20 protein-coding genes and 1 tRNA gene are annotated in these 19,542 nt (G+C 53.0%); 12 read left to right on the top strand and 9 right to left on the bottom strand.

Annotated features, from left to right (window positions below):
* The 4 genes from NOU37_09030 to NOU37_09015 form a co-directional block, all read right to left on the bottom strand.
* On the bottom strand, window positions 1-422 hold a 422-nt coding region (locus tag NOU37_09030), incomplete at its 3' end, for a hypothetical protein (protein MCQ4575372.1).
* A gap of 191 nt (window positions 423-613) precedes the next feature.
* Window positions 614-1,072 (bottom strand): hypothetical protein, encoded by a 459-nt coding sequence (locus NOU37_09025; protein ID MCQ4575371.1) that lies wholly within the window; start codon window positions 1,070-1,072, stop codon window positions 614-616.
* A gap of 18 nt (window positions 1,073-1,090) precedes the next feature.
* Window positions 1,091-2,629: a methionine--tRNA ligase gene (gene metG, locus NOU37_09020; GenBank protein MCQ4575370.1), complete on the bottom strand. Its 1,539-nt coding sequence runs from the start codon at window positions 2,627-2,629 to the stop codon at window positions 1,091-1,093.
* Window positions 2,622-3,446 (bottom strand): signal peptidase II, encoded by an 825-nt coding sequence (locus tag NOU37_09015; protein ID MCQ4575369.1) that lies wholly within the window; start codon window positions 3,444-3,446, stop codon window positions 2,622-2,624. Before NOU37_09015 ends, metG begins: the two co-directional genes overlap by 8 nt.
* A gap of 296 nt (window positions 3,447-3,742) precedes the next feature.
* Between NOU37_09015 and NOU37_09010 the strand changes: the two genes are divergently transcribed.
* The 6 genes from NOU37_09010 (at window position 3,743) to rplT (ending at window position 8,169) form a co-directional block, all read left to right on the top strand.
* Window positions 3,743-4,777, top strand: coding sequence for a radical SAM protein (locus tag NOU37_09010; GenBank protein MCQ4575368.1), 1,035 nt, complete (start codon window positions 3,743-3,745; stop codon window positions 4,775-4,777).
* A gap of 117 nt (window positions 4,778-4,894) precedes the next feature.
* A tRNA-Val gene (locus tag NOU37_09005) sits at window positions 4,895-4,971 on the top strand.
* Window positions 4,972-4,995: 24 nt separating this feature from the next.
* Window positions 4,996-6,921 (top strand): threonine--tRNA ligase, encoded by a 1,926-nt coding sequence (gene thrS, locus NOU37_09000; GenBank protein ID MCQ4575367.1) that lies wholly within the window; start codon window positions 4,996-4,998, stop codon window positions 6,919-6,921.
* Window positions 6,922-6,980: 59 nt separating this feature from the next.
* A complete protein-coding gene (gene infC, locus NOU37_08995; protein ID MCQ4575366.1) occupies window positions 6,981-7,466 on the top strand; it encodes a translation initiation factor IF-3 in 486 nt (161 codons plus the stop codon).
* A gap of 25 nt (window positions 7,467-7,491) precedes the next feature.
* Entirely contained in the window at window positions 7,492-7,686 is a 195-nt protein-coding gene (gene rpmI / locus NOU37_08990) for a 50S ribosomal protein L35 (GenBank protein ID MCQ4575365.1), read from the top strand.
* Window positions 7,687-7,806: 120 nt separating this feature from the next.
* A complete protein-coding gene (gene rplT, locus NOU37_08985; protein ID MCQ4575364.1) occupies window positions 7,807-8,169 on the top strand; it encodes a 50S ribosomal protein L20 in 363 nt (120 codons plus the stop codon).
* An 18-nt stretch (window positions 8,170-8,187) separates the two neighbouring features.
* On the opposite strand, the gene NOU37_08980 is transcribed toward rplT, so the two are convergent.
* Together NOU37_08980 and tatC are read right to left on the bottom strand one after the other, a co-directional pair.
* Window positions 8,188-8,874: a hypothetical protein gene (locus tag NOU37_08980; GenBank protein MCQ4575363.1), complete on the bottom strand. Its 687-nt coding sequence runs from the start codon at window positions 8,872-8,874 to the stop codon at window positions 8,188-8,190.
* A 45-nt stretch (window positions 8,875-8,919) separates the two neighbouring features.
* Window positions 8,920-10,263 carry a twin-arginine translocase subunit TatC gene (gene tatC, locus NOU37_08975; protein MCQ4575362.1) on the bottom strand — a complete coding sequence of 448 codons (1,344 nt, stop codon included), beginning with the start codon at window positions 10,261-10,263 and terminating at the stop codon, window positions 8,920-8,922.
* A gap of 180 nt (window positions 10,264-10,443) precedes the next feature.
* On the opposite strand from tatC, the gene ribH reads away from it, so the two are divergent.
* The 6 genes from ribH (at window position 10,444) to NOU37_08945 (ending at window position 17,391) form a co-directional block, all read left to right on the top strand.
* Window positions 10,444-10,926, top strand: a complete 483-nt coding sequence (gene ribH / locus NOU37_08970; protein MCQ4575361.1) for a 6,7-dimethyl-8-ribityllumazine synthase — start codon at window positions 10,444-10,446, stop codon at window positions 10,924-10,926.
* A gap of 11 nt (window positions 10,927-10,937) precedes the next feature.
* The gene (gene nusB, locus NOU37_08965) at window positions 10,938-12,236 is read left to right on the top strand and encodes a transcription antitermination factor NusB (protein MCQ4575360.1); all 1,299 of its coding nucleotides are present in this window, start codon (window positions 10,938-10,940) and stop codon (window positions 12,234-12,236) included.
* A 25-nt stretch (window positions 12,237-12,261) separates the two neighbouring features.
* A complete protein-coding gene (ftsY, locus tag NOU37_08960) occupies window positions 12,262-13,458 on the top strand; it encodes a signal recognition particle-docking protein FtsY (GenBank protein MCQ4575359.1) in 1,197 nt (398 codons plus the stop codon).
* Between the two features lie 185 nt (window positions 13,459-13,643).
* The gene (locus NOU37_08955) at window positions 13,644-14,636 is read left to right on the top strand and encodes a DUF362 domain-containing protein (GenBank protein MCQ4575358.1); all 993 of its coding nucleotides are present in this window, start codon (window positions 13,644-13,646) and stop codon (window positions 14,634-14,636) included.
* A 69-nt stretch (window positions 14,637-14,705) separates the two neighbouring features.
* Entirely contained in the window at window positions 14,706-15,998 is a 1,293-nt protein-coding gene (locus NOU37_08950; protein MCQ4575357.1) for an insulinase family protein, read from the top strand.
* Between the two features lie 4 nt (window positions 15,999-16,002).
* Entirely contained in the window at window positions 16,003-17,391 is a 1,389-nt protein-coding gene (locus NOU37_08945) for an insulinase family protein (GenBank protein ID MCQ4575356.1), read from the top strand.
* Between the two features lie 239 nt (window positions 17,392-17,630).
* Here the strand turns inward: NOU37_08945 and NOU37_08940 are convergent, their stop codons facing one another.
* From NOU37_08940 to NOU37_08930, 3 genes are read right to left on the bottom strand one after another with little or no spacing between them, the layout of a single operon-like run.
* Window positions 17,631-17,750, bottom strand: a complete 120-nt coding sequence (locus NOU37_08940) for a desulfoferrodoxin FeS4 iron-binding domain-containing protein (GenBank protein MCQ4575355.1) — start codon at window positions 17,748-17,750, stop codon at window positions 17,631-17,633.
* Complete coding sequence (locus tag NOU37_08935; protein MCQ4575354.1) at window positions 17,747-18,280, bottom strand: ferritin family protein; 534 nt, start codon at window positions 18,278-18,280, stop codon at window positions 17,747-17,749. Before NOU37_08935 ends, NOU37_08940 begins: the two co-directional genes overlap by 4 nt.
* A gap of 16 nt (window positions 18,281-18,296) precedes the next feature.
* Window positions 18,297-19,529: a bifunctional 3,4-dihydroxy-2-butanone-4-phosphate synthase/GTP cyclohydrolase II gene (locus NOU37_08930; protein MCQ4575353.1), complete on the bottom strand. Its 1,233-nt coding sequence runs from the start codon at window positions 19,527-19,529 to the stop codon at window positions 18,297-18,299.
* Between the last annotated feature and the right edge of the window lie 13 nt (window positions 19,530-19,542).

Here is a 19,542-nt window from a genome sequence, read left to right as displayed (position 1 = left end):
CCCAGCTCCTTGGCCTTGCCCAACAGGTAGCGGTCAATGGCCACGTTGTGTCCCACAAAGGAGAGTCTTCCTCCCAGGTTAAGCTTGATCTTGGCATCGCCTGAGTGGAGATAATACCCGACCACCTTCCTCTGAATGACCTCACAGGGAAAGGTTACTCCCAAGACCTCTTCCAGGGTCTCCGTGAGGGGCGGGGACAACACTCCTACCCTCTTAATACAGTCTTCGTTGAACTTCATCCCCTCATATATGATGACGTTTATGTCCCTGCCCAGCTTCTTGCCCATCATCTTCAGGGTGATGGCACAACTTGAGCCGGCAGGGCCGCCCCCGATAATGATTGCGGTCTGACCATCCCCCAGAGGACCCAGGGAGCCGCTCCCTTTTGGTACGTTTGGATGACCGCTGCCGGAGATAACCATAATATCCTTAGATTCCCAACCTTCTGTAAAAGACTTCGGAGAGGGCAACCGGCATAATATAATATCTTACTACTGTGCAGAGGAAGTCAAATATACAAGAAGCCAAAGGCAAGCATCAATCTTTCAGGACCTCATTCTTTATTAGCAGTGCCCCCTGACACCAACCGGGTTGAAAGATTTTTTACGGGAGGCTATTCGTATCTCGCTTTAAGGAAATCATCCAGCCGCAGGCTCACGTCGAACTTACCGGTAAACTTGAACTGCTCCTCCAACGTTTTTTGGAAATCGTAACCCACGTCAAAATCGTCCCTGGTGTCGGATTCTGTCTTACCCATCAAACCACTTTCAACGAGGTTAAAGACAATCTCCCCGAAATCCTCACCGCGTACCGTGCCCCACTGCTCAAAGACCGTCCTGGCCATATAACCGAACTGTTCGAGGGCATACTCGTTTATTCCGTCCAGGAGTTCCCGTCCGGTAACGTGCCGTTCCCGTTCCAGGGAGCTGGCCGGGTCCTTTTCGAGCCTGTGCACGGTATAGTCCAGGGCCTCAAATACAAACTGATACGCCTGGAGGGGATAGCGCCGGTCCTTTTGTGTAAGGTCGTGGAGCTTCGCCCACCAGGTATCGATTGTCGATTTCTTACTCAAGTTACTACCGTCCCTTCGTCATACCAGTTGCGCGGATTCCTCTATCCTGGGGAAGAGAGCCCTGCCTTTTTTTACCCTGGTCGAAGGCTTGAGCACGCCCCAACGCCTTTCTGACCTCTGAAAGCAATCTTCCTCGGGTATACCCAACTGCGAGAATATATCCTGAGCGGTCTGAGGCATAAAAGGAGAGATGTAAACGGATATAAGCCTCAAGGCCTCACCGATATTATACAGCACTACCGATAATGCAGGTCTATCGTTTTTTGCCAGCACCCACGGTTTTGAGTCTTCTATGTATTTATTAGCCTGCGCTACGAATCCCCAGATGGCCTCCAGCGCAAGGCTGAACTGCAGCGCCTCCATCTCCTCATCTACCTTTTTCTCCAGACGCGCAGCGCCTTCTATCAGACCTGTATCCTCTTCCTTATTACCCTGGGGTGACGGGATTTCCCCGTTAAAATATTTCTCTATCATGGTGAGACTCCTCATGAGGAGGTTGCCCAGATCATTCCCAAGGTCGCCGTTTATACGGTGAATAAGCATCGTGTAGGAGAAATTGCCGTCCGTGCCGAACGGCACCTCTCGCAGCACAAAATATCTGTAGGCATCAACCCCGTACTGTTCCGTAATTTTCAGGGGGTCAATTACATTACCCAGGGATTTTGAAATCTTTTGCCCCTCTATGGTCCACCACCCATGGGCAAAAATCCTCCCCGGCAGCGGTATTTCCAGGGCCATGAGCACCGCAGGCCAGATGGCGCCGTGAAACCACAGTATCTCCTTCCCTATCAGGTGGACGTCTGCCGGCCAGTATCTGTTGAACCTTTCCATTTCATCGTCGTACCCCAGTGCGGTTATATAATTCAGGAGCGCATCGATCCATACATAGATCGTATGTTCGGGGTCCATTGGCACGGATATACCCCAGGGCAATGCCTGGCGGCTCACACTGACGTCATCAACACCGGCCATAAGACGGTTGCGTAGCTCGTTTTTCCTCGACTCGGGTTGTATAAATCCCGGATTCGTGTCGATGTGTCTTAGGATCCGGTCCCTGTAACCGGACAGCTTGAAGAAATAGTTTGCCTCCTTCAGCCTTTCTACGGCACGGCTGCACTCAGGACAGTTGCCGTCGACCAGTTGTCCGGTAGTCCAAAAACTCTCGCAGGGGACACAGTACCACCCCTCGTACTCCCCGAGGTAGATGTCGCCTTTATCATACAACTTCTGAAATATCTTCTGCACGCGGCTGGTATGCCTGGCCTCTGTAGTCCTGATAAAATCGTCGTTTGAGATGCAGATGCTTTTCCACAAATGTTTGTATTTCTCCACCACTTTGTTTACCAGGGCCTCAGGAGTTTCGTTGCTGTCGCGGGCGGCCCTGTGGATTTTCTGCCCGTGTTCGTCCGTACCTGTCAGAAAGAAGACGTCCTTTCCCTTTAAACGTTCGTATCGCGCCAGGGCATCGGCGGCAATAGTCGTATACGAGTGTCCTATGTGAGGCACATCATTTACATAATAGATGGGAGTAGTGAGGTAAAAACTTCCTTTACCCAACAGCCTGTTTGTCTCCTTCGTTTGATTTTGTTATATCCTTCACTTCGACGGACAGGAGCCGTTCGTCCTTTGTTCTGATGGTCACCCTCTGTCTCAGTATTTCATGGTCTATGACCTTTCCCTTACCGTGGGGCGTCATCACCTGGCTTCCCTTTTTCGGCAGAGATGGTTTTAGTTCTTCATAGACGTCGTTTTCGTAACGGAGGCAGCACATAAGCCTTCCGCACCTGCCGGAAATCTTTGAAGGGTCAAGGGTTGCCTTCTGGCTTTTCGCCATCTTCATTGTAACCGGTTCCAGGCCTTTCAGCCATGTCCTGCAGCAGAGCTCCCTGCCGCAGCGCTGGTAGGAGGCCAGGAGCCTTGCTTCGTCTCTGACCCCTATCTGCCTCATCTCGATTCGGCTCCTGTACTGCCTCGCCAAATCTTTTACCAGCTCCCTGAAGTCAACCCTGCCCTTGGACACAAAGTAGAAAATAATCTTCTTCGCGTCATAGAGATGCTCCACCGAGGTAAGCTTCATGGGCATGTTACGTTCATGAATCTTGTCCGCACAAAACCTGTATTCCTCGGGTATTCGCTCCTCTTCTATCTCTTCAAGCTTCCGCTCATCTTCACCCGTGAACTTACGCACCAGTTTGGGACACGAACTGCAGTCACATCCGTGGGCCTCATCGGGGTGCGTCATAATCTCCCCGACCTCCTGACCCCTGTCGGTGTCCAAAACCACCTTGTCCCCTACCCTCAAACCCGGTAAATCCGAGTAAAAGTCCTTTACAAACTTCATCAGACCGTAACGTACCTTCGCTACGTATGTCATGCTATATATATCCCCCCTGTTAGCAGCTTCACCAGATTAGCAATGCTTTTAGTATTAAACCTAATCGCAGTACGTATTGTCAAGGGGACAAATGCCGGCTACTGAGGCCGTGGCTTATGTCAAGAACAAGACCCCGCAGAACAGCCCGTCCGCCTCAGACGGACAAAATGACAACATAGTGTTATGAGACCTTCCCGGAGGTTTCAGAACATCGCTGCTACCAGGAAATACTGTTGCTTTTTGGCCCTAAATCTGTTTCATTTGTAATAAAGCAGAAGGCGCGCACCAGACTGATTATGGTAAGCATAAAAGAAAAAAGAATACCGGAAACGGCCTTAAAAGAGCCGAAAGACATGCGGGACAGCCTCTTTAATATCTCAAGCCGGATAATTGGCAGGGAGAAGGCGAAGTTCCTGTTTAAGGTCTATGACCTCGCACGTTTTGACATCTTCGGCAAACCCAAAGGGGCAATCGGCTCAATAGACGTAACCAACCGCTGCAACCTCCGTTGCCGTCATTGCTACTTCTACGCCCACGACTACGAGTCAGAACCCGAACTGACAGACGACGAATGGATAGAGAAATTCGAGGGGCTGAAAAAAGAGGGCTTTCCGTTTTATCAGTGTTCCTGGATTGGCGGAGAACCGCTCCTCAGGAAGAGCCTGATCGAAAGGGGTATGGGGTATTTCAGATCAAACATGGTCACCACCAACGGGACGATAGAACTGCCCTGCTGGCCCGACGTAAATTTCTACGTTTCCCTGGACGGACCCCGCGACATGCACGATTCCATGCGCGGCGCAGGCACGTATGACAGAATAACAAAAAACATTAACCGGCCCGACCTGAAGATATTACTCTCTATGGTAATAACCGCGGAGAACCACACCGGCGTGGAGGCCTTCGTGGATGAATGGCGCGAGAGGGGTGGTGTAAAGGGTGTGCTCTTCCAGTTTTACACCCCGGTAAAGGGCCTCGAAAACGATGACCTGTGGCCGCACTGGGAGCTGAGAGACAAGATTATAGACGACCTCATAAGGCTAAAGGACAAGCACGGCGACTTCATCTTCCTTCCTAACGAGGCGTTCGAGATGATGAGGTCCGACAGGTGTCAGGACATAACCCGTGATTGTCTCTTCCGTCAGGTGTCTTTCTGTTTCGACCCCCAGGGCCGTGAGAAAAAACCCTGCATGATGGGCCCCATGGCCGACTGCTCTCGCTGCGGCTGTGTGCTGCCGTTTCACCTCAAATGCCTTGAGGACAAACGCCTGGTCCTGAGAGAGATGCTGATGTCCCTGAGAAGGGCATTTGGGAGACAGGCGTTGCGCTAGCTAAGTATTTGTGACAACAAGTGTTATTGGCTTACCGGCACATCACCCTGGAAAGTTTTTCCCACTTGACACCTAAAATCCTTTGTGATAGCATTTTTCACTATGTCCTGTTCTATTGGGCGATTAGCTCAGTTGGCTAGAGCGCTTGCTCGACAAGCAAGAGGTCGGTGGTTCGAGTCCACTATCGCCCACCACGCGGAAAATTCTTGCGGGAGTGTATGATAAAGGTAGTTTTACCGGACGGTATAGAAAAGACTTATCAAGAGAGAACCACTGTTGGTGAGGTCGCTGAAGATCTGGGCGACCCCTTCAAGAAGAGGGCTATCGCGGGGAAGACCAACGGCACGCTGGTCGACCTAAACGCCCCGCTCACTCACGACACATCGCTCTCCATAGTCACCGAGGACTCACCGGAGGCCTTGGACATACTCCGCCACAGTACCGCTCACATAATGGCACAGGCCGTATGCAGGCTCTTCTCCGGGGCAAAGCTGGGCATCGGCCCCACCATAGAGAACGGCTTTTACTATGACTTTCACCTTGAGCGGCCGCTGACCCAAAAAGACCTGGAGAACGTAGAAGCGGAGATGAAAAAGATCATCAACGAGAACCTAACCTTTCACAGAGAGGCCCTGCCCAGGGACGAGGCCATAAAAAAGATGGACGTGGAACGTCAGCCCTACAAGTTAGAGCTAATCAATAACATTGACCCGGGAGAAGAGGTAAGCTTCTACGCGCAGGGGGAGTTCATGGACCTCTGTCGCGGTCCGCACATACCCAGTTCAGGCCGCGTCTCCGCGTTTAAGCTCCTCAGTGTGGCGGGGGCGTACTGGAGGGGCAAAGAAACAAACCCTATGCTCCAGCGTATATACGGCACGGCGTTCTTCCGGCAGAAGGAACTTGATAAATATCTAAAATTGCTCGAGGAGGTAAAGAAGCGCGACCACAGACGCCTGGGAAAGGACCTGGACCTCTACAGCATCCAGGAAGACGTCGGCCCCGGTCTTGTGCTCTGGCACCCGAAGGGCGCACGCATCCGCAACGTAATAGAAGACTTCTGGCGCGAGGAGCATTACAAGAGGGGCTATGAGATTGTCTACAGCCCGCACATCGCAAAGTCCGGACTATGGCACACCAGCGGCCACTGGGACTTCTACAGCGAGAGCATGTTCAGTCCCTTTGAGATGGATGCCGCCGAGTATCTGGTAAAACCCATGAACTGCCCCTTCCACATCCTCATCTTCAAGTCCGAAATGAGGAGCTACCGCGACCTCCCGTTGAGGTTCGCGGAGATGGGCACGGTCTACAGATACGAACGCTCCGGGGTGCTCCACGGACTCCTCCGTGTCAGGGGGTTCACTCAGGACGACGCCCACATATTCTGCACGCCAGAGCAGTTGGAGGAGGAGATCGTCGGGGTGATAGAGCTGGCCGACCACATGCTCACCTCCTTTGGTTTTAAGGAATACGAGATAGAGCTGGCCGTCAGGGGTAAGGGAGAAAAGGGGAAATATATCGGTTCTGACGAGACCTGGGGCATGGCCGAGCAGGCCCTAAAGAGGGCCCTTGAGATAAAAGACCTGCCCTACTACCTGGGTGAGGGAGAGGCCAAGTTTTACGGCCCTTCCATAGACATCAAGGTGAAAGACGCCCTCGGCAGGGGCTGGCAGGGACCGACCATCCAGGTGGATTTCAACCTCCCGGAACGCTTTGACGTCCATTACGTAGGTCCCGACGGCAAGGAACACAGGGTGGTAATGGTACACCGCACGGTGCTGGGCGCCATGGAACGCTTCCTGGGCAACCTGATAGAGCACTACGGCGGGGCCTTCCCGTTGTGGCTCGCGCCCGTGCAGGTAAAGGTGCTGCCCGTCTCAGACGCCGTCAATGATTATGCCCGCGCTATAAAGAAAAAACTCGACCAGGAAGGCCTGAGGGCGGAATGTGACAACACAAACCAGCGGGTCGGCTATAAGATAAGACAGGGAATCCTCGAAAAGGTCCCCTATCTCCTGATAGTCGGCGGCAAGGAAATGGACGGCAAACTGGTATCCGTCAGGAGCCGCAAGAACGGCGACGAAGGACAGTGTGCCATTGAAGAACTCCTGGAACGCCTGCACAAAGAGATTAAAGAAAAGGCGTAATTAACATCTATAACCCTTTAAGTAAAGCGAGGTGACTCTCTATTTCATTTAGATCACGGATAAACGAACGGATTACTGCAAGAGAGGTGAGACTTATCAGCGAGTCCGGCGAACAGCTGGGCATAGTTCCCTTCAAGGAGGCGCTGGAAAAGGCGAAGGAGGGGGATCTGGACCTTGTAGAGGTGGCCCGCGAGGCTACCCCGCCCGTCTGCCGGCTGATGAATTACGGCAAATTTAAGTATAAACAAAAGAAAACCCACAACAAACCGCACACCACACATCTGAAGGAAATGAGGCTGAGACCCAAGACTGGCCTGGGCGACAGAACAACAAAAATTAATAAGGCCAGGAAATTCCTTGAAAAGAGGCACAAGGTTTTGGTAAATATGTTGTTTCGCGGCAGAGAGCGCGCGCACATGGAAGGCGCAAGAGATAAGTTGATGGAGTTCGCGAATGAGCTTGACGACATAGCCAAGGTTGAAAAGATGCCGACCATGGACGGGCGCCGCATGGGAATGATACTGGCACCCAAGGAAAAACACTAACAATCCTGAAAGGTTTTTTGGGCAGATGCCGAAAGCAAAAACACACAGGGGACTCGCGAAGAGAGTAAAGGTCACCGCCAGCGGAAAGATAAAGCACCGGAGGGCCTATACAAGCCACCTCATGTCCACAAAGAACGGCAAACGGGGCCGTCAACTGAGGACAAAGGGCATTATCGAAGGCACCGTGGCCCGGAAGATAAGACGGCTTTTAGGTCAATAACCGGCCGTGTAACGCTAAAAAGGATTTCTCAGGCAGGTAACACGGGAGGGGTTGCAAGCTGGTGACACACGTAACCACTTCAAACCAAACCGGCCTGTTTTAGAAGGGAGAGAAGGTCAAATGCCAAGGGCCAAAAAAGGAGCGGCCAAGAAACGCGGAAGGAAGAGAATCCTGAAAGAAGCCGAGGGCTTCTGGGGGGGGCGGAAGAACCTTTACGGTAAAGCCAAAGAAACCCTCCTCAGGGCGGGCGCCTACGCCTACCGCGACAGGAAGGCCCGCAAGCGCCAGTTCCGCAAGCTCTGGGTAATCCGCATAAACGCCGCCGCCAGGGAGCGCGGCCTCTCCTACAGCCTGTTCATGAGCGGCCTCATCAAGGCCGGCGTAGAGATAGACCGCAAACAACTCGCCGAGATGGCCGTAAACGACCCCCAGTCGTTCGACAAGGTCTTCGAGACCGCCAAGTCTCAACTGCAGGCGGCGTGAGCTGTACATAACTAAGAATCATTTCTTGCCAGTTGAAGTTTCACCGGGAACTATGCGTAGATTTCCATTCTCATCTTGAACAATTCGTGGAACTGACGGATCTTTTGGTTCTCTCTCTGGTATCTTATTCCCTGTAATGGAACTCAAGCAGAAATTTTGTAGATAAATTAGAAAGTCCTCCATCAGTGTTACCTGGTCACATATAGCGGTGCTTTCCTTCTGTGCCTTCTTCACAACCTCTTTTCTTTTTTCTAACGGAGTTGACAGTAAAGAAATATGAATTAGTTCGGCTGAAAGAGAGCTTAAATCTTCTCCTATCTTACGGTCCTTACCGACTAATTCTCTCCGCAAACCAGCTGTTTTAGGAAATAAAACCTCGTATTCTTCTAAACAAAATATCCATCGTAAGGAATGGTTTCCCTCATAGAGTAGCTGTCCAAACTCACTACTTACGCTTGTCCAATCAACTGGACGGTTATCTTCCTCCTCTGTAATCCTAAAACGTAATCCACTAATTTCAGTGCTAATTTTATTAAGCCAGTTTTGATAATCCCTAATGGCCTTTGTAATTTCAAGTCGTGCGTTATCAGTAACTTCATTTAAAAAACTCTTCTTGCGAGCTTTAATAGTTAGAAAGTGAGCAACTATCCACCCTGCAACAGAAATAACTAAAGCACTTATCGCTATAATGATTTCAATCTTCATAATAGTATTATAGAACTAGTAGCCAGCGTGGCTTCAAGCTGGTTGCTATCGTTGTTCTTTCGATGTCTCTAGCTTCCTTGCCCAATCCGTTATCTCACCTACGTCGACGGGTTGGCCGCCGGGGGAGAGGGTGAGCTGACGTCCTGCGCGTACGGTGTGCCGCTCCCCCTCCGCAAAGACGGTGGCGATGCCCCTTATCATAGTAACGACCAGAGTATCGTTGCGGGCCTTAATATCCGCTGCTATGCCTCTGCCCGCTCCGCCTCCTTTTACATCCTCTTCCACGTTTACACGTCCGCTCGGGGTGCTCACTACAAAGGCGCCGCCGCCCTCCCGCACGTTCAGGAGGATTTCCCCCTCATGGAGATTCAAGGTCCTCTTGCCTGATATGGTCAGCCAAGACTGCTGGTTCACGTGGACGCGTGTATCGTCCGTGAGCGAGAGGGTGGTGCGTGAGCTGCCGCCCGTATGGACCTCGGCGCCCCTGCGGAGGCCGCGGGTGGATTCGTCTCTCGGACCGGACAGGGTAACCGTGCCGTCGCTGTGACCGACCCTGCCCAACTCCAGCCTAGTAAAGTACGAGTACACGCCGAACACCAGCAGTAACACTACGGCCACCACCCCCACGGCATACATAATGGACGTCCGCGAGGGTTTCACAAGCAGGATACCCAGCTCATACAACCCCACCATCGGTACTGCCGTGGACACCTGGCTGAACGGGTCGGGCGGGGTAACGATGGCCGCCAGAACAAAGACGCCCAGCAGGATAGACCTTCGATGCGTGATGTAGTCTTCCGCGCGGCAGACCCCGATCTTCACCAGGAGCAGCATGACCAGCGGTATCTGAAATACTATCCCCAGCACCACGGTGAGAAGAAATATCAGGGAAATATACTGAGACATCGTGATAATAGGCTCTACCGCCGAGCCCAGTATCGTTATCAGAAAGTACAGGCAGATGGGTATCAGGAAGAGGTAGCCGAACAGCGCCCCGGTGACAAATGCCACGAAGGATATGGGGAGGAATATTTTAACGTATCTGCGCTCGTGCGTGTATAACCCCACGCCCACGAACAGCCAGGCCTGATAAATCATAAAAGGGTAGGCCAGAAAAAATGCGCTGAGCAGGCAGAGTTTTAGATAGGCGAAGAAACCCTCCTGATAGCTGATGACGTTGAGATTTGTGGGAAGCCCCAGCCCCTCCATAGTAAGGCTGTGGGGTCTCCCGGCCAGCTTGAGGAGGTCTGCCTTGAATATCCAGCACACGATGAAGCAGACCAGCAGGCAGATTACGCACAATATGACACGCGTGCGAAGCTCCTCGAGGTGTTCGCCAAGTGTAAATCTCGGCTCTTTTGCCGCTGTCCCGGTTTTTTCTGCAGGCATCTGTATTTATCTTTCATCCAAAAAAGGTTTGGTCCGGCTATGATAATAAAGTCGGCGGGTTTTTACAAGTACTTGAATTGCCTTGAAATAGCGTCTTTTTTGTGGTATTTTTCATAACTTACACATGAAGTAAATCTTCCCCGGTTCTCTCAAGGATTATGAGATAGAAGGAGTAAACCCATGGGCGAGACATTCGAAGGGGGCCTTATCGGCACCGGAAAGAGCTTTTGTCTGGTTGTAAGCCGGTTTAATGAATTTATAACCCGAAAACTGCTGGAGGGCGCGCATGACTGCCTTCTCAGGCATGGCGTAAGGGAAAAGGACATTGACGTCTGCTGGGTCCCGGGCGCCTTTGAGATACCGTCAACGGCCTTAAGGCTTGCCCGGAGTAAGCGGTATAACGCCGTTGTCTGTCTTGGCGCCGTACTTCGCGGTCAGACGCCGCACTTTGAATATGTTTCCGCCGAGGTATCAAAGGGTGTAGCCCAGGTGGGGTTTGATACCGGCGTTCCCACCATCCTCGGTGTGGTCACCGCAGAGACCCTGGAACATGCCATTGACCGCGCGGGCACCCGCAGCGGCAACCGGGGCGCGGAGGCAGCGAAGGACGCCATAGAGATGGCAAACCTGGTTGAACGCCTGGGCTCAAAAAGGAAGAAGTAGGTTATGCCGGCATGAGAAAGAGAACGCGGGCCAGGGAGCTGGCGTTACAGGCCCTTTACCAGATAGACATACGCGGGCAGGACGTTTTAGACGAAGCCGTTTCTTCTTGCATCTCCAGGGCCGAGGACGATGAGGTTGCCGGGTTTGCCGCTGAACTGGTGAAAGGCTGCCGGGACCGTATAAGTGACATAGATAAAGAGGTCTCCTCTGTCGTGGAGAACTGGGAACTCCCCCGCATGGCCGTCGTTGACCGCTGCATCCTGCGCCTGGCAGTCTATGAACTCCTCTTCAGAGACGACATCCCCCCCAAGGTATCCGTCAACGAGGCAATAGACCTCGCCAAAAAATACAGCACCGAGAACTCCGGCACGTTTGTAAACGGCATACTGGACAAGGTCTACGCGAACCACTATGCCAAGAGCCAAAAGTATGGCAAAATGGGGCCAAAAGTGTCTCTCGTCGCGGACTACGGTGAGGCGGACCTGCACGTCCATACCATATGTTCTGACGGCACGTTTTCCCCCGAGGAAGTGGTTGAGGAAGCGGTACGCGTAGGTCTTAAGACAATGGCTATAACCGACCACGACACCATAGACGCTGTGCGGCCCGCCCAGAGAGAGGGCCTCAAGAGGAACGTCCACATAATACCCGGCGTCGAGGTGTCAGGGTATGTCCAGCCATATGAGATACACATACTCGGCCTGTTTATCGACATAGACAACAGCAACCTGACAGAGAAATTCGTTCAAATAATTGAGGAAAGGGTCACAAGGATATCGGCCATCGTAGAGAAATTAAGCCGCGTTGGCGTAAACATCGATAAGGAAGAAGTCTTCAATCTGGCCGGCAACAGTCCACCCGGAAGGATGCACATGGCGGAGCTGCTCGTGAAACACGGGTATTGCAAAAATCTTGCGGAGTGTTTTGCCAGGTATATTGGAGATGACGGTCCCGCGTATGTACCAAAAAAGATCCTTACGCCACGGCAGGCGATAGAACTCATCGATGAGGCGGGAGGGGTATCTGTTTATGCCCATCCGGGTCTTTCAGGGAAAGATGACATCATACCGCTTCTCGTGGATAGCGGCCTGCAGGCAATTGAGGTATATTACCCGTCGCACACGCCGGAGATAGTAGAAAAATATCTTGGCATCACAAAGAAGTACAATCTGATACCTGTTGGCGGTTCTGACTTCCATGGACTGAGGAAGCCCAGCGTACCTTTAGGAAAAATAACGGTCTCCAATGAAACGGTACTGGCCCTCAGAGAACGGTGCAAGCAGCCGAGAGACGTTTTGACCGCTACGTGACGAGGGGTTTTGGGAAGGTTGTTCTATGGTATTTGATTATTTAAAAGAAGTTACGGGCCTCGGAGAGGATAAAAAAAAGGCCGGGAGACGACCCGGCTCCGACCCGGACGACGACGGCGACAAAAACATCAAAGAAAAAGAGACTGCCGCAACAACTGCGAAGGAAACGGAAGCAGTGTCTGAAGAGAAAAAGGCTGCCACCGAGACCCCGGAGCAGACGGCGCCAGACGCCCCGGAGGAGAAAGAAGGGGGCAAAAAGGCCAAACCATCACCCAAATCAGCCGCCGCATACTGGCTTTCCCTGGACACGTGGGTTGACGTTGAAGGACTCAAGAACGGTCTCAAAAAGACCCGCACCCGTCTCGAAAGCAATCTGCACGGCCTGCTTTCTTCACAGCAAGAGATAAATGACGAGGTGCTGGAAGAGTTGGAGGCGGCCCTCATAGAAGCGGACATGGGCGTCAGGTTCGTGACAAAGCTTGTCGCAGACATACGAAACGCCTGGGAGCTAAGAGAGTTTACGGATACCGCCGGGATGAAGGAGTTCCTCAAAAAAAGGCTTAAAGAACGCTTCAGGGACGCACGGCGCGACCTGCATGCGGCCGCCGAACCGCCCACGGTCATCATGGTCGCCGGAGTAAACGGCAGCGGCAAGACGACGTCAATCGCCAAGCTGGCCAACATGTTTATTAAGGACGGCAAGAAGGTGCTGCTTGCCGCTGGAGACACCTTCAGGGCAGCCGCCACAGAGCAACTGGAGATATGGTCCGACCGAATCGGCGCGCAGATAGTAAAACACGGTGAGGGGGCGGACCCAGCAGCCGTGGCCTACGACAGCGTTGAGGCGGCCATCGCAAGGGACATCGACGTAGTAATAGTAGATACCGCCGGAAGGCTTCATACAAAACAGAACCTCATGCAGGAACTCAGCAAGATAAAGAGGGTCATCTCAAAGAGAATAGAAGGCGCGCCGCACGAAGTATTGCTGGTCTTAGACGCAACGACGGGCCAGAACGCCATCTCACAGGCGAAACTTTTTGGAAAAACCATCGACATCACGGGCCTCTTTCTCGCGAAACTCGACGGCACCGCCAAGGGCGGCATAGTTATCGCAATGCAGGACGAGATAAAGATACCCGTAATGTTCCTGGGCCTGGGAGAAGGGGCCGATGACATACAGAAGTTCGACCCGGACAGTTTTATAAACGCACTTTTTGACTGATTCGCAGGGGCAAGACAATAGATTCTTCCCTGCAAAAATGTACGGACAGGCCCGCCCAAATAATGGGGGGGCTGCCTTGGGCATGATCTTTAGACCTGTCATCCTGCTTACGGACGGACAGACCTGAAGGTCTGTCCCTACGCTTAAGCAATTACATGTAGCCGCCCTATTAGTGGGCCTATGCCATGAGCAAAGACATCTCTCGAAGAACATTTCTTAAAACAGTCATCGGGACCGGAGCCGGTCTCTATGGCCTATCCTACCTGCGGACATCCCGCAAGAGGCAGAAGACCCTCAAGAAATTCAAGGAGAGTGGGCTGGCAAAAGACACGGTCGTAGTCCACGCCGCAAATAATACAGGCGGTAAGGATGAGGCGGAGACCGTCCGTGAGATGACCACCAGGGCCCTGGCGGCCCTGGGAGGTATGGAAAAGCTGGTGTCCAGGGGTGACCGCGTGGTAATCAAGCCCAACATTTCCTGGAACAGGGCGCCTGAGTTCGCCGCAAACACCAACCCCCATCTGGTAGCGGCGCTGGCGGGCCTGTGCCTGGATGCCGGCGCCTCAAGGGTCAGGGTGATGGACCACCCCTGCTCCAGCAACCCCAAACCCTCATACAAGATCAGCCGTATCGAGGAGGCGGCAAGGCGCGCGGGAGCGGAGGCGGCCTACGTGGACAAATCCCGCTTCCGGGAACTCCTCATCCCCGGCGGCAAGGTCCTGAAGTCATGGGCATTCAATGACGCCTTCGTGCTCGAGGAGGAGGTGGACGTCCTGATAAACGTCCCCATAGCGAAACACCACAGCACGTCACGCCTTACCATGGCCCTCAAAAACGTCTTCGGAATGGTGGGATGGGACCGGGGCAGGCTTCACAAGGACATACACCCCAAGATAGCAGACCTCAACAGGGTGGTGAAGGTAGACCTGACCGTGCTGGACGCCTACAGGGTGCTCAAGCGCCACGGCCCTACCGGCGGGAGACTCGATGACGTGGACAACTCCGTCGAGGGTGCAAGAAGGATAGTGGTAAGCACCGACCCCGTGGCCGTGGACTCATACGGCGCGACGCTATTCGGGTTCAGTGGCAAAGACATACGCTTTATCAGAGAAGCGCACGAGGCCGGCATCGGCGAGATAGACTACAAACGCCGGGGCTTTGAAGAAATTATCATATAAACAAGGTGTAATATGCTGGTGAGGTTGTATACAGTATGCCTGCTTAGTACCTTATGGTTAGTTGTATTCTTGCAAAGCCCGTCCGCCGCGCCGATTGAGATAGACCTGAAGGAACACCGGCTCGAAAACGGCCTCACCCTCCTTATGCACGAGGACCACTCAGCCCCCATTATAAGTTTTCAGGTCTGGTGCCACGTTGGCTCGATAAACGAGAGGCCGGGGATAACGGGCATCTCCCACCTGTTTGAACACATGATGTTCAAGGGCTCAAAGAACGTGGAACCGGAGGAACACAGCCGCATCGTACGCGCGAACGGCGGCACAGACAACGCCTTTACCACCGAGGACGCCACCGCATACTTCGAGAACCTGCCCAGCTCTAAACTCGCACTGGCCGCAGAACTGGAGGCTGACAGGATGGCACACCTCAGGCTTACCGCCGGTACACTGGCCTCCGAAAGAGAGGTGGTAAAAGAGGAAAGAAGGCTGCGCATAGACAATTCGCTCTACGGAACCATGGGCGAGGCCATCTTTTCCACCGCCTTCACCGTACACCCGTACCGCTGGCCCGTGAACGGCTGGATGCCCGACCTTGACGCCATAACCCTCGAGGATTGCAAGGAATATTACCGCACCCACTACGCCCCGAACAACATGACTATTATAATACTGGGCGACATAGACCCGCAGGACGTCATCTCCACGGTGGAGAAATATTTTGGACACCTGCAGCCCGCGGAGCGGCCCGATACGGTAATACCCCGGGAACCTCCGCAGAAGGAGGAAAGACACAGGGACCTGCACGTTGATACGCAGTCGCCCTGGCTGGCCGTCGCCTATCACATCCCCGAGGCCACCCACGACGACATACCCGTACTGGAACTGATAGGGAGTATACTTACGGACGGACACAGTTCCAGACTCTACAGGAAGGTCGTTTACGAGGACAAGGCGGCGCTTTATATCTCTGCCTCGGTCGAGGCCTATAAAGACCCGGGACTGTTCATCGTCACGGCCCGGGGCATAAAACAGGGCCATTCGCCGGACGAAGTGGCCTCGGTAATCTACGGCAACCTGGAACGACTCCAGACTGAAACGGTGACAGAACACGAACTCGAAAAGGCAAGAAACCAGATCGAGACGGGACTGATTTTCAGCCTCCAGACCAACTTCGTCAGGGGCCTGCAGATGGGTTTCAGCCTGGCGAAGACAGGTGACCCGCTGGGGTTCATAAAGGACCTGGAGAAATACCGCGGCGCAACGGCAGACGACATACAGAGAGTAGCGGTGAAATATTTCGCCCCCGGGAACAGGACCGTAGTAAGGCTCCTGCCCAAGGAAAAACAACAGAAGAAAGAATAACGAAGTGATCATATACCACCGCCTGTTCATAATACTTATAATTTCTTTCCTGCCTCTCGCTACAAGCAGGTGTGTGCAGGCGGGCGAGGACCTGCCGTCCATAAAGTACCAGAAAGCCACGCTGGATAACGGCCTCAGAATAATCATGGTAGAACACCACGAGCTGCCCGTCGTGGCGATAGAATTACTGGTGAAGGCCGGCTCCGCAAATGACCCGCAGGAGAGGCCCGGACTCGCCAACCTGACGGCACAACTACTGCGTGAGGGAACGCGCTCAAAAAGTTCTCTTGAGATATCAGAGGAGATAGATTTCATCGGTGCCACCCTTGACGTGGACTGCGACTATGACTCCACTTCCATCGGCTCTACGGCCCTCGTCAGACATTTCAGGACCATGCTCGACATGCTCTCCGAGGTAGCAAGATACCCGTCGTTTAAACCGCAGGAAATAGAATTTCAGCGTGACAAGGCCGTAACGTCCATACAAAGGGAGAGAGACAACAAACGAAACATCGCCGACAGGCATTTTGGCGAGATGCTTTACGGCACACACCCGTATAACCACCCGCCTGTCGGCACGACAGAGGGCCTCAAGGCCGTCACCGGAGAAGAAATCACACGGTTTCACAAACGCTACTATCAGCCGGGCAACTCTATCCTAACGGTGGTCGGCGACATAGACCCCGCAGGCACACTCACCGCTATAGAAGAAACCTTCGGCGACTGGGAGGATGCAGGAAAAGTAGAAGAGGCCACACCACCCCCCATACCCGGAATTACAGGCCACAGGATACGCATGGTGGACAAGCCCGACCTCACACAGACAGAGATACGCATCGGCCATCTGGGCATCAGGCGCGCAGACCCCGATTACTTCCCCCTCCTGCTACTGAACAGCATCCTCGGCAGGGGGCCTACCTCCAGACTCTACACACAGATAAGGGCGGAGAGGGGCCTGAGCTACGGTGTCTCGAGCCGCTTTGACGCAAGGATGCTGCAGGGGCCTTTTTACATACGGACATACAGTAAGAACGAGACCGCCCTTGAGGCCATGTGGCTGGTGCTAGACGAGTTGAGAAAGCTCAAGTCCGGCGGCGTGACCGCAGAGGAACTGGATGCCGCCAAGTCTTATTACATAGGTCATTTCCCCCTGGGACTTGAGACGCCCACCCAGATAGCATCAAAGATTATAGACCAGGAGTTTTACGGCCTGCCGGAAAATTATCTTGAGGAATATCTGGACAATGTCAGCGCCGTATCAAGGCAAGACGTCAACCGTGCGGCCAGGCGGTTCCTCGACCCGGACAATCTGATAATCGTCCTGGTGAGCAGGGCGGAAGACACCCTGAAAGACGCCCTGACGCTGGGCAAGGTGGAGCTGAAGGGGTTGTAGATATTGTGGCTGGTAAGGTACTACATTATTGCATCGAGGGTGTAGCGTGCGATCCGCCTGAGGCGGATGTCGCACGTGCGAGATAGATGTACTCCTTCGTCGAAGACATCAACGACCGTAAAGCTCATTGTCTACGTCTACCAAAAACGTTTGAAGGCGAACGGTAGACAACGAAGTTCTACTTCGTTGAAGGGAAATTTGTAGCTGTGCTCAGGAGATCTTTGAGAGGTCTCTACCGATTAATTCGACTTCGGTGTCATCGGCTGGTCGCAGCACTCGAGCGTGCCCGCACCACCAGTCACGACCTTTACCTCGGCCCCGCAGACCTCACAGTAATATACTTCACCTGCTTCTGTCATTTGCGCTTCCCCCCACTGCTCGGCTTTTTTTGCCTTAAGTGCCCGAGATGTTGGGCAAGGTCCGTCAGATGTTGTTTCTCTTCCTCAATAAGGGCCTTGAACATCTTTCTGCCTTGACGGTTCTTGCACAATCTGGCGGCCTCGCCAAAGAACAGTATAGAATCCTTCTCTGTCTGAATACCCACTTCACACGCCTCAATCTCGGTAATGTCCTTATTTGTTGTTCCACGTTTCTTTCCTGTACCGCTGAAAACCCCCGTGTGAACCAGGTTATTTATGTAAGCACTTACCAGCTCATCGTCTTCACCCCAGGGTATCTGCCCTTTCCTTTCATGCAGGTTTGCCCGAAGGTCATTGAAGTGCACTAAATGTTTCTGTTCAGCCTCTGCCAGCTGCCTGAACATTAGCTTCGCTTTGTCACCCTTTGCCCGCCTGGACGCCTCAATGTAAAGATTGTATCCTTTTTTCTCTATATTAGCGGCAATCCTCAGAGCCTCGTCATCATTAATATATTTAAGGATTGTAGGCACGTTTCCCTCCTCCCCCCTAGACCACGTCTATTAAATGACCCAGTTTATTCTTCTTTGTCTGCAGATACCGTATGTTATCTTTCGTCGGGGCAACGACGATGGGCACCCTCTCTACAATCTCCAGCCCGTAACCCGCAAGCCCCTTGAACTTCCTGGGGTTGTTGGATAAAAGTCTCATCTTGGTTATCCCCAGGTCTCTGAGTATCTGAGCGCCAATGCCATAGTCCCTTTTGTCTGCAAGGAAGCCCAGTTTTTCATTCGCCTCTACGGTATCCAGGTCCTCTTTTTCCTGCAGGGCGTATGCCTGCAACTTGTTCTCCAGGCCGATACCCCTGCCTTCCTGCCGCATGTACAGTAAAACGCCCTTGCCCTCCTTCTGGATTATCTTCAGGGCGTTATGCAGCTGCTCACCGCAGTCACACTTCAGAGACCCGAATATGTCGCCCGTGAGACACTCATCATGCACTCGCACCAATACGGGCTCGTCGTGCTGGGGCGCGGGGCTATCGCCCTCCATTCCGATATCACCCTTACAGAAAGCCAGGTGCAGGTACTCGTCAACCTGCGAACGGTAGAGATGCACCGTAAAATCACCGTAGACGGTAGGCAGCTTCACCGAAACCTTTTTCTTGATAAGACGCTCCTTCTCATGGCGGTACTTGATTATATCGGCGATTGTACATATTTTTATTTTGTGTTCTTCGGCAAACTTCTTCAGCCCTGTGAGTTTGGCCATCTTTCCGTCCGGGGCCATAATCTCACAGATAACCGCGGAGTGACGAAGACCGGCCAGCCTGACCAGGTCTACGGCGCCCTCGGTATGCCCCGTCCTTACCAGCACGCCTCCACGCCGGCCCCTGAGTGGAAATACGTGCCCGGGCCTTACCAGGTCTTCGGGCTTGCAATCTTTACTCACCGCCATCTTTATCGTCGTGGCCCGGTCTTCAACGGAGACACCCGTCGTTATGCCCTTCCTGGCATCTATCGACACCGTAAACGGCGTCTTAAACTTCGCGTTGTTATTGGTAACCATCGGCGGAAGGTCCAGCGACTCGGCCATCTCTTCTGACATGGCAAGACAAATAATACCGCGGGCATGGTTAAGCATAAAGTTTACCGCGTCAGGAGTGACCTTTTCGGCTGCCATTGTAAGGTCGCCTTCGTCCTCCCTGTTGGCATCATCCACAACGACAACCATCTTACCATGCTTGAGGTCCTTTAAAATCGATGGGATAGAACTGTACGTCATTTACAAAACTCCT

It is taken from the genome of Candidatus Bathyanammoxibius amoris (assembly GCA_024451685.1).
Classification (GTDB): Bacteria; Planctomycetota; Brocadiia; order Brocadiales; family Bathyanammoxibiaceae; genus Bathyanammoxibius; species Bathyanammoxibius amoris.
Note: the sequence above shows the minus strand (reverse complement) of the source record. Positions and strands in the feature narration are given on the sequence as shown.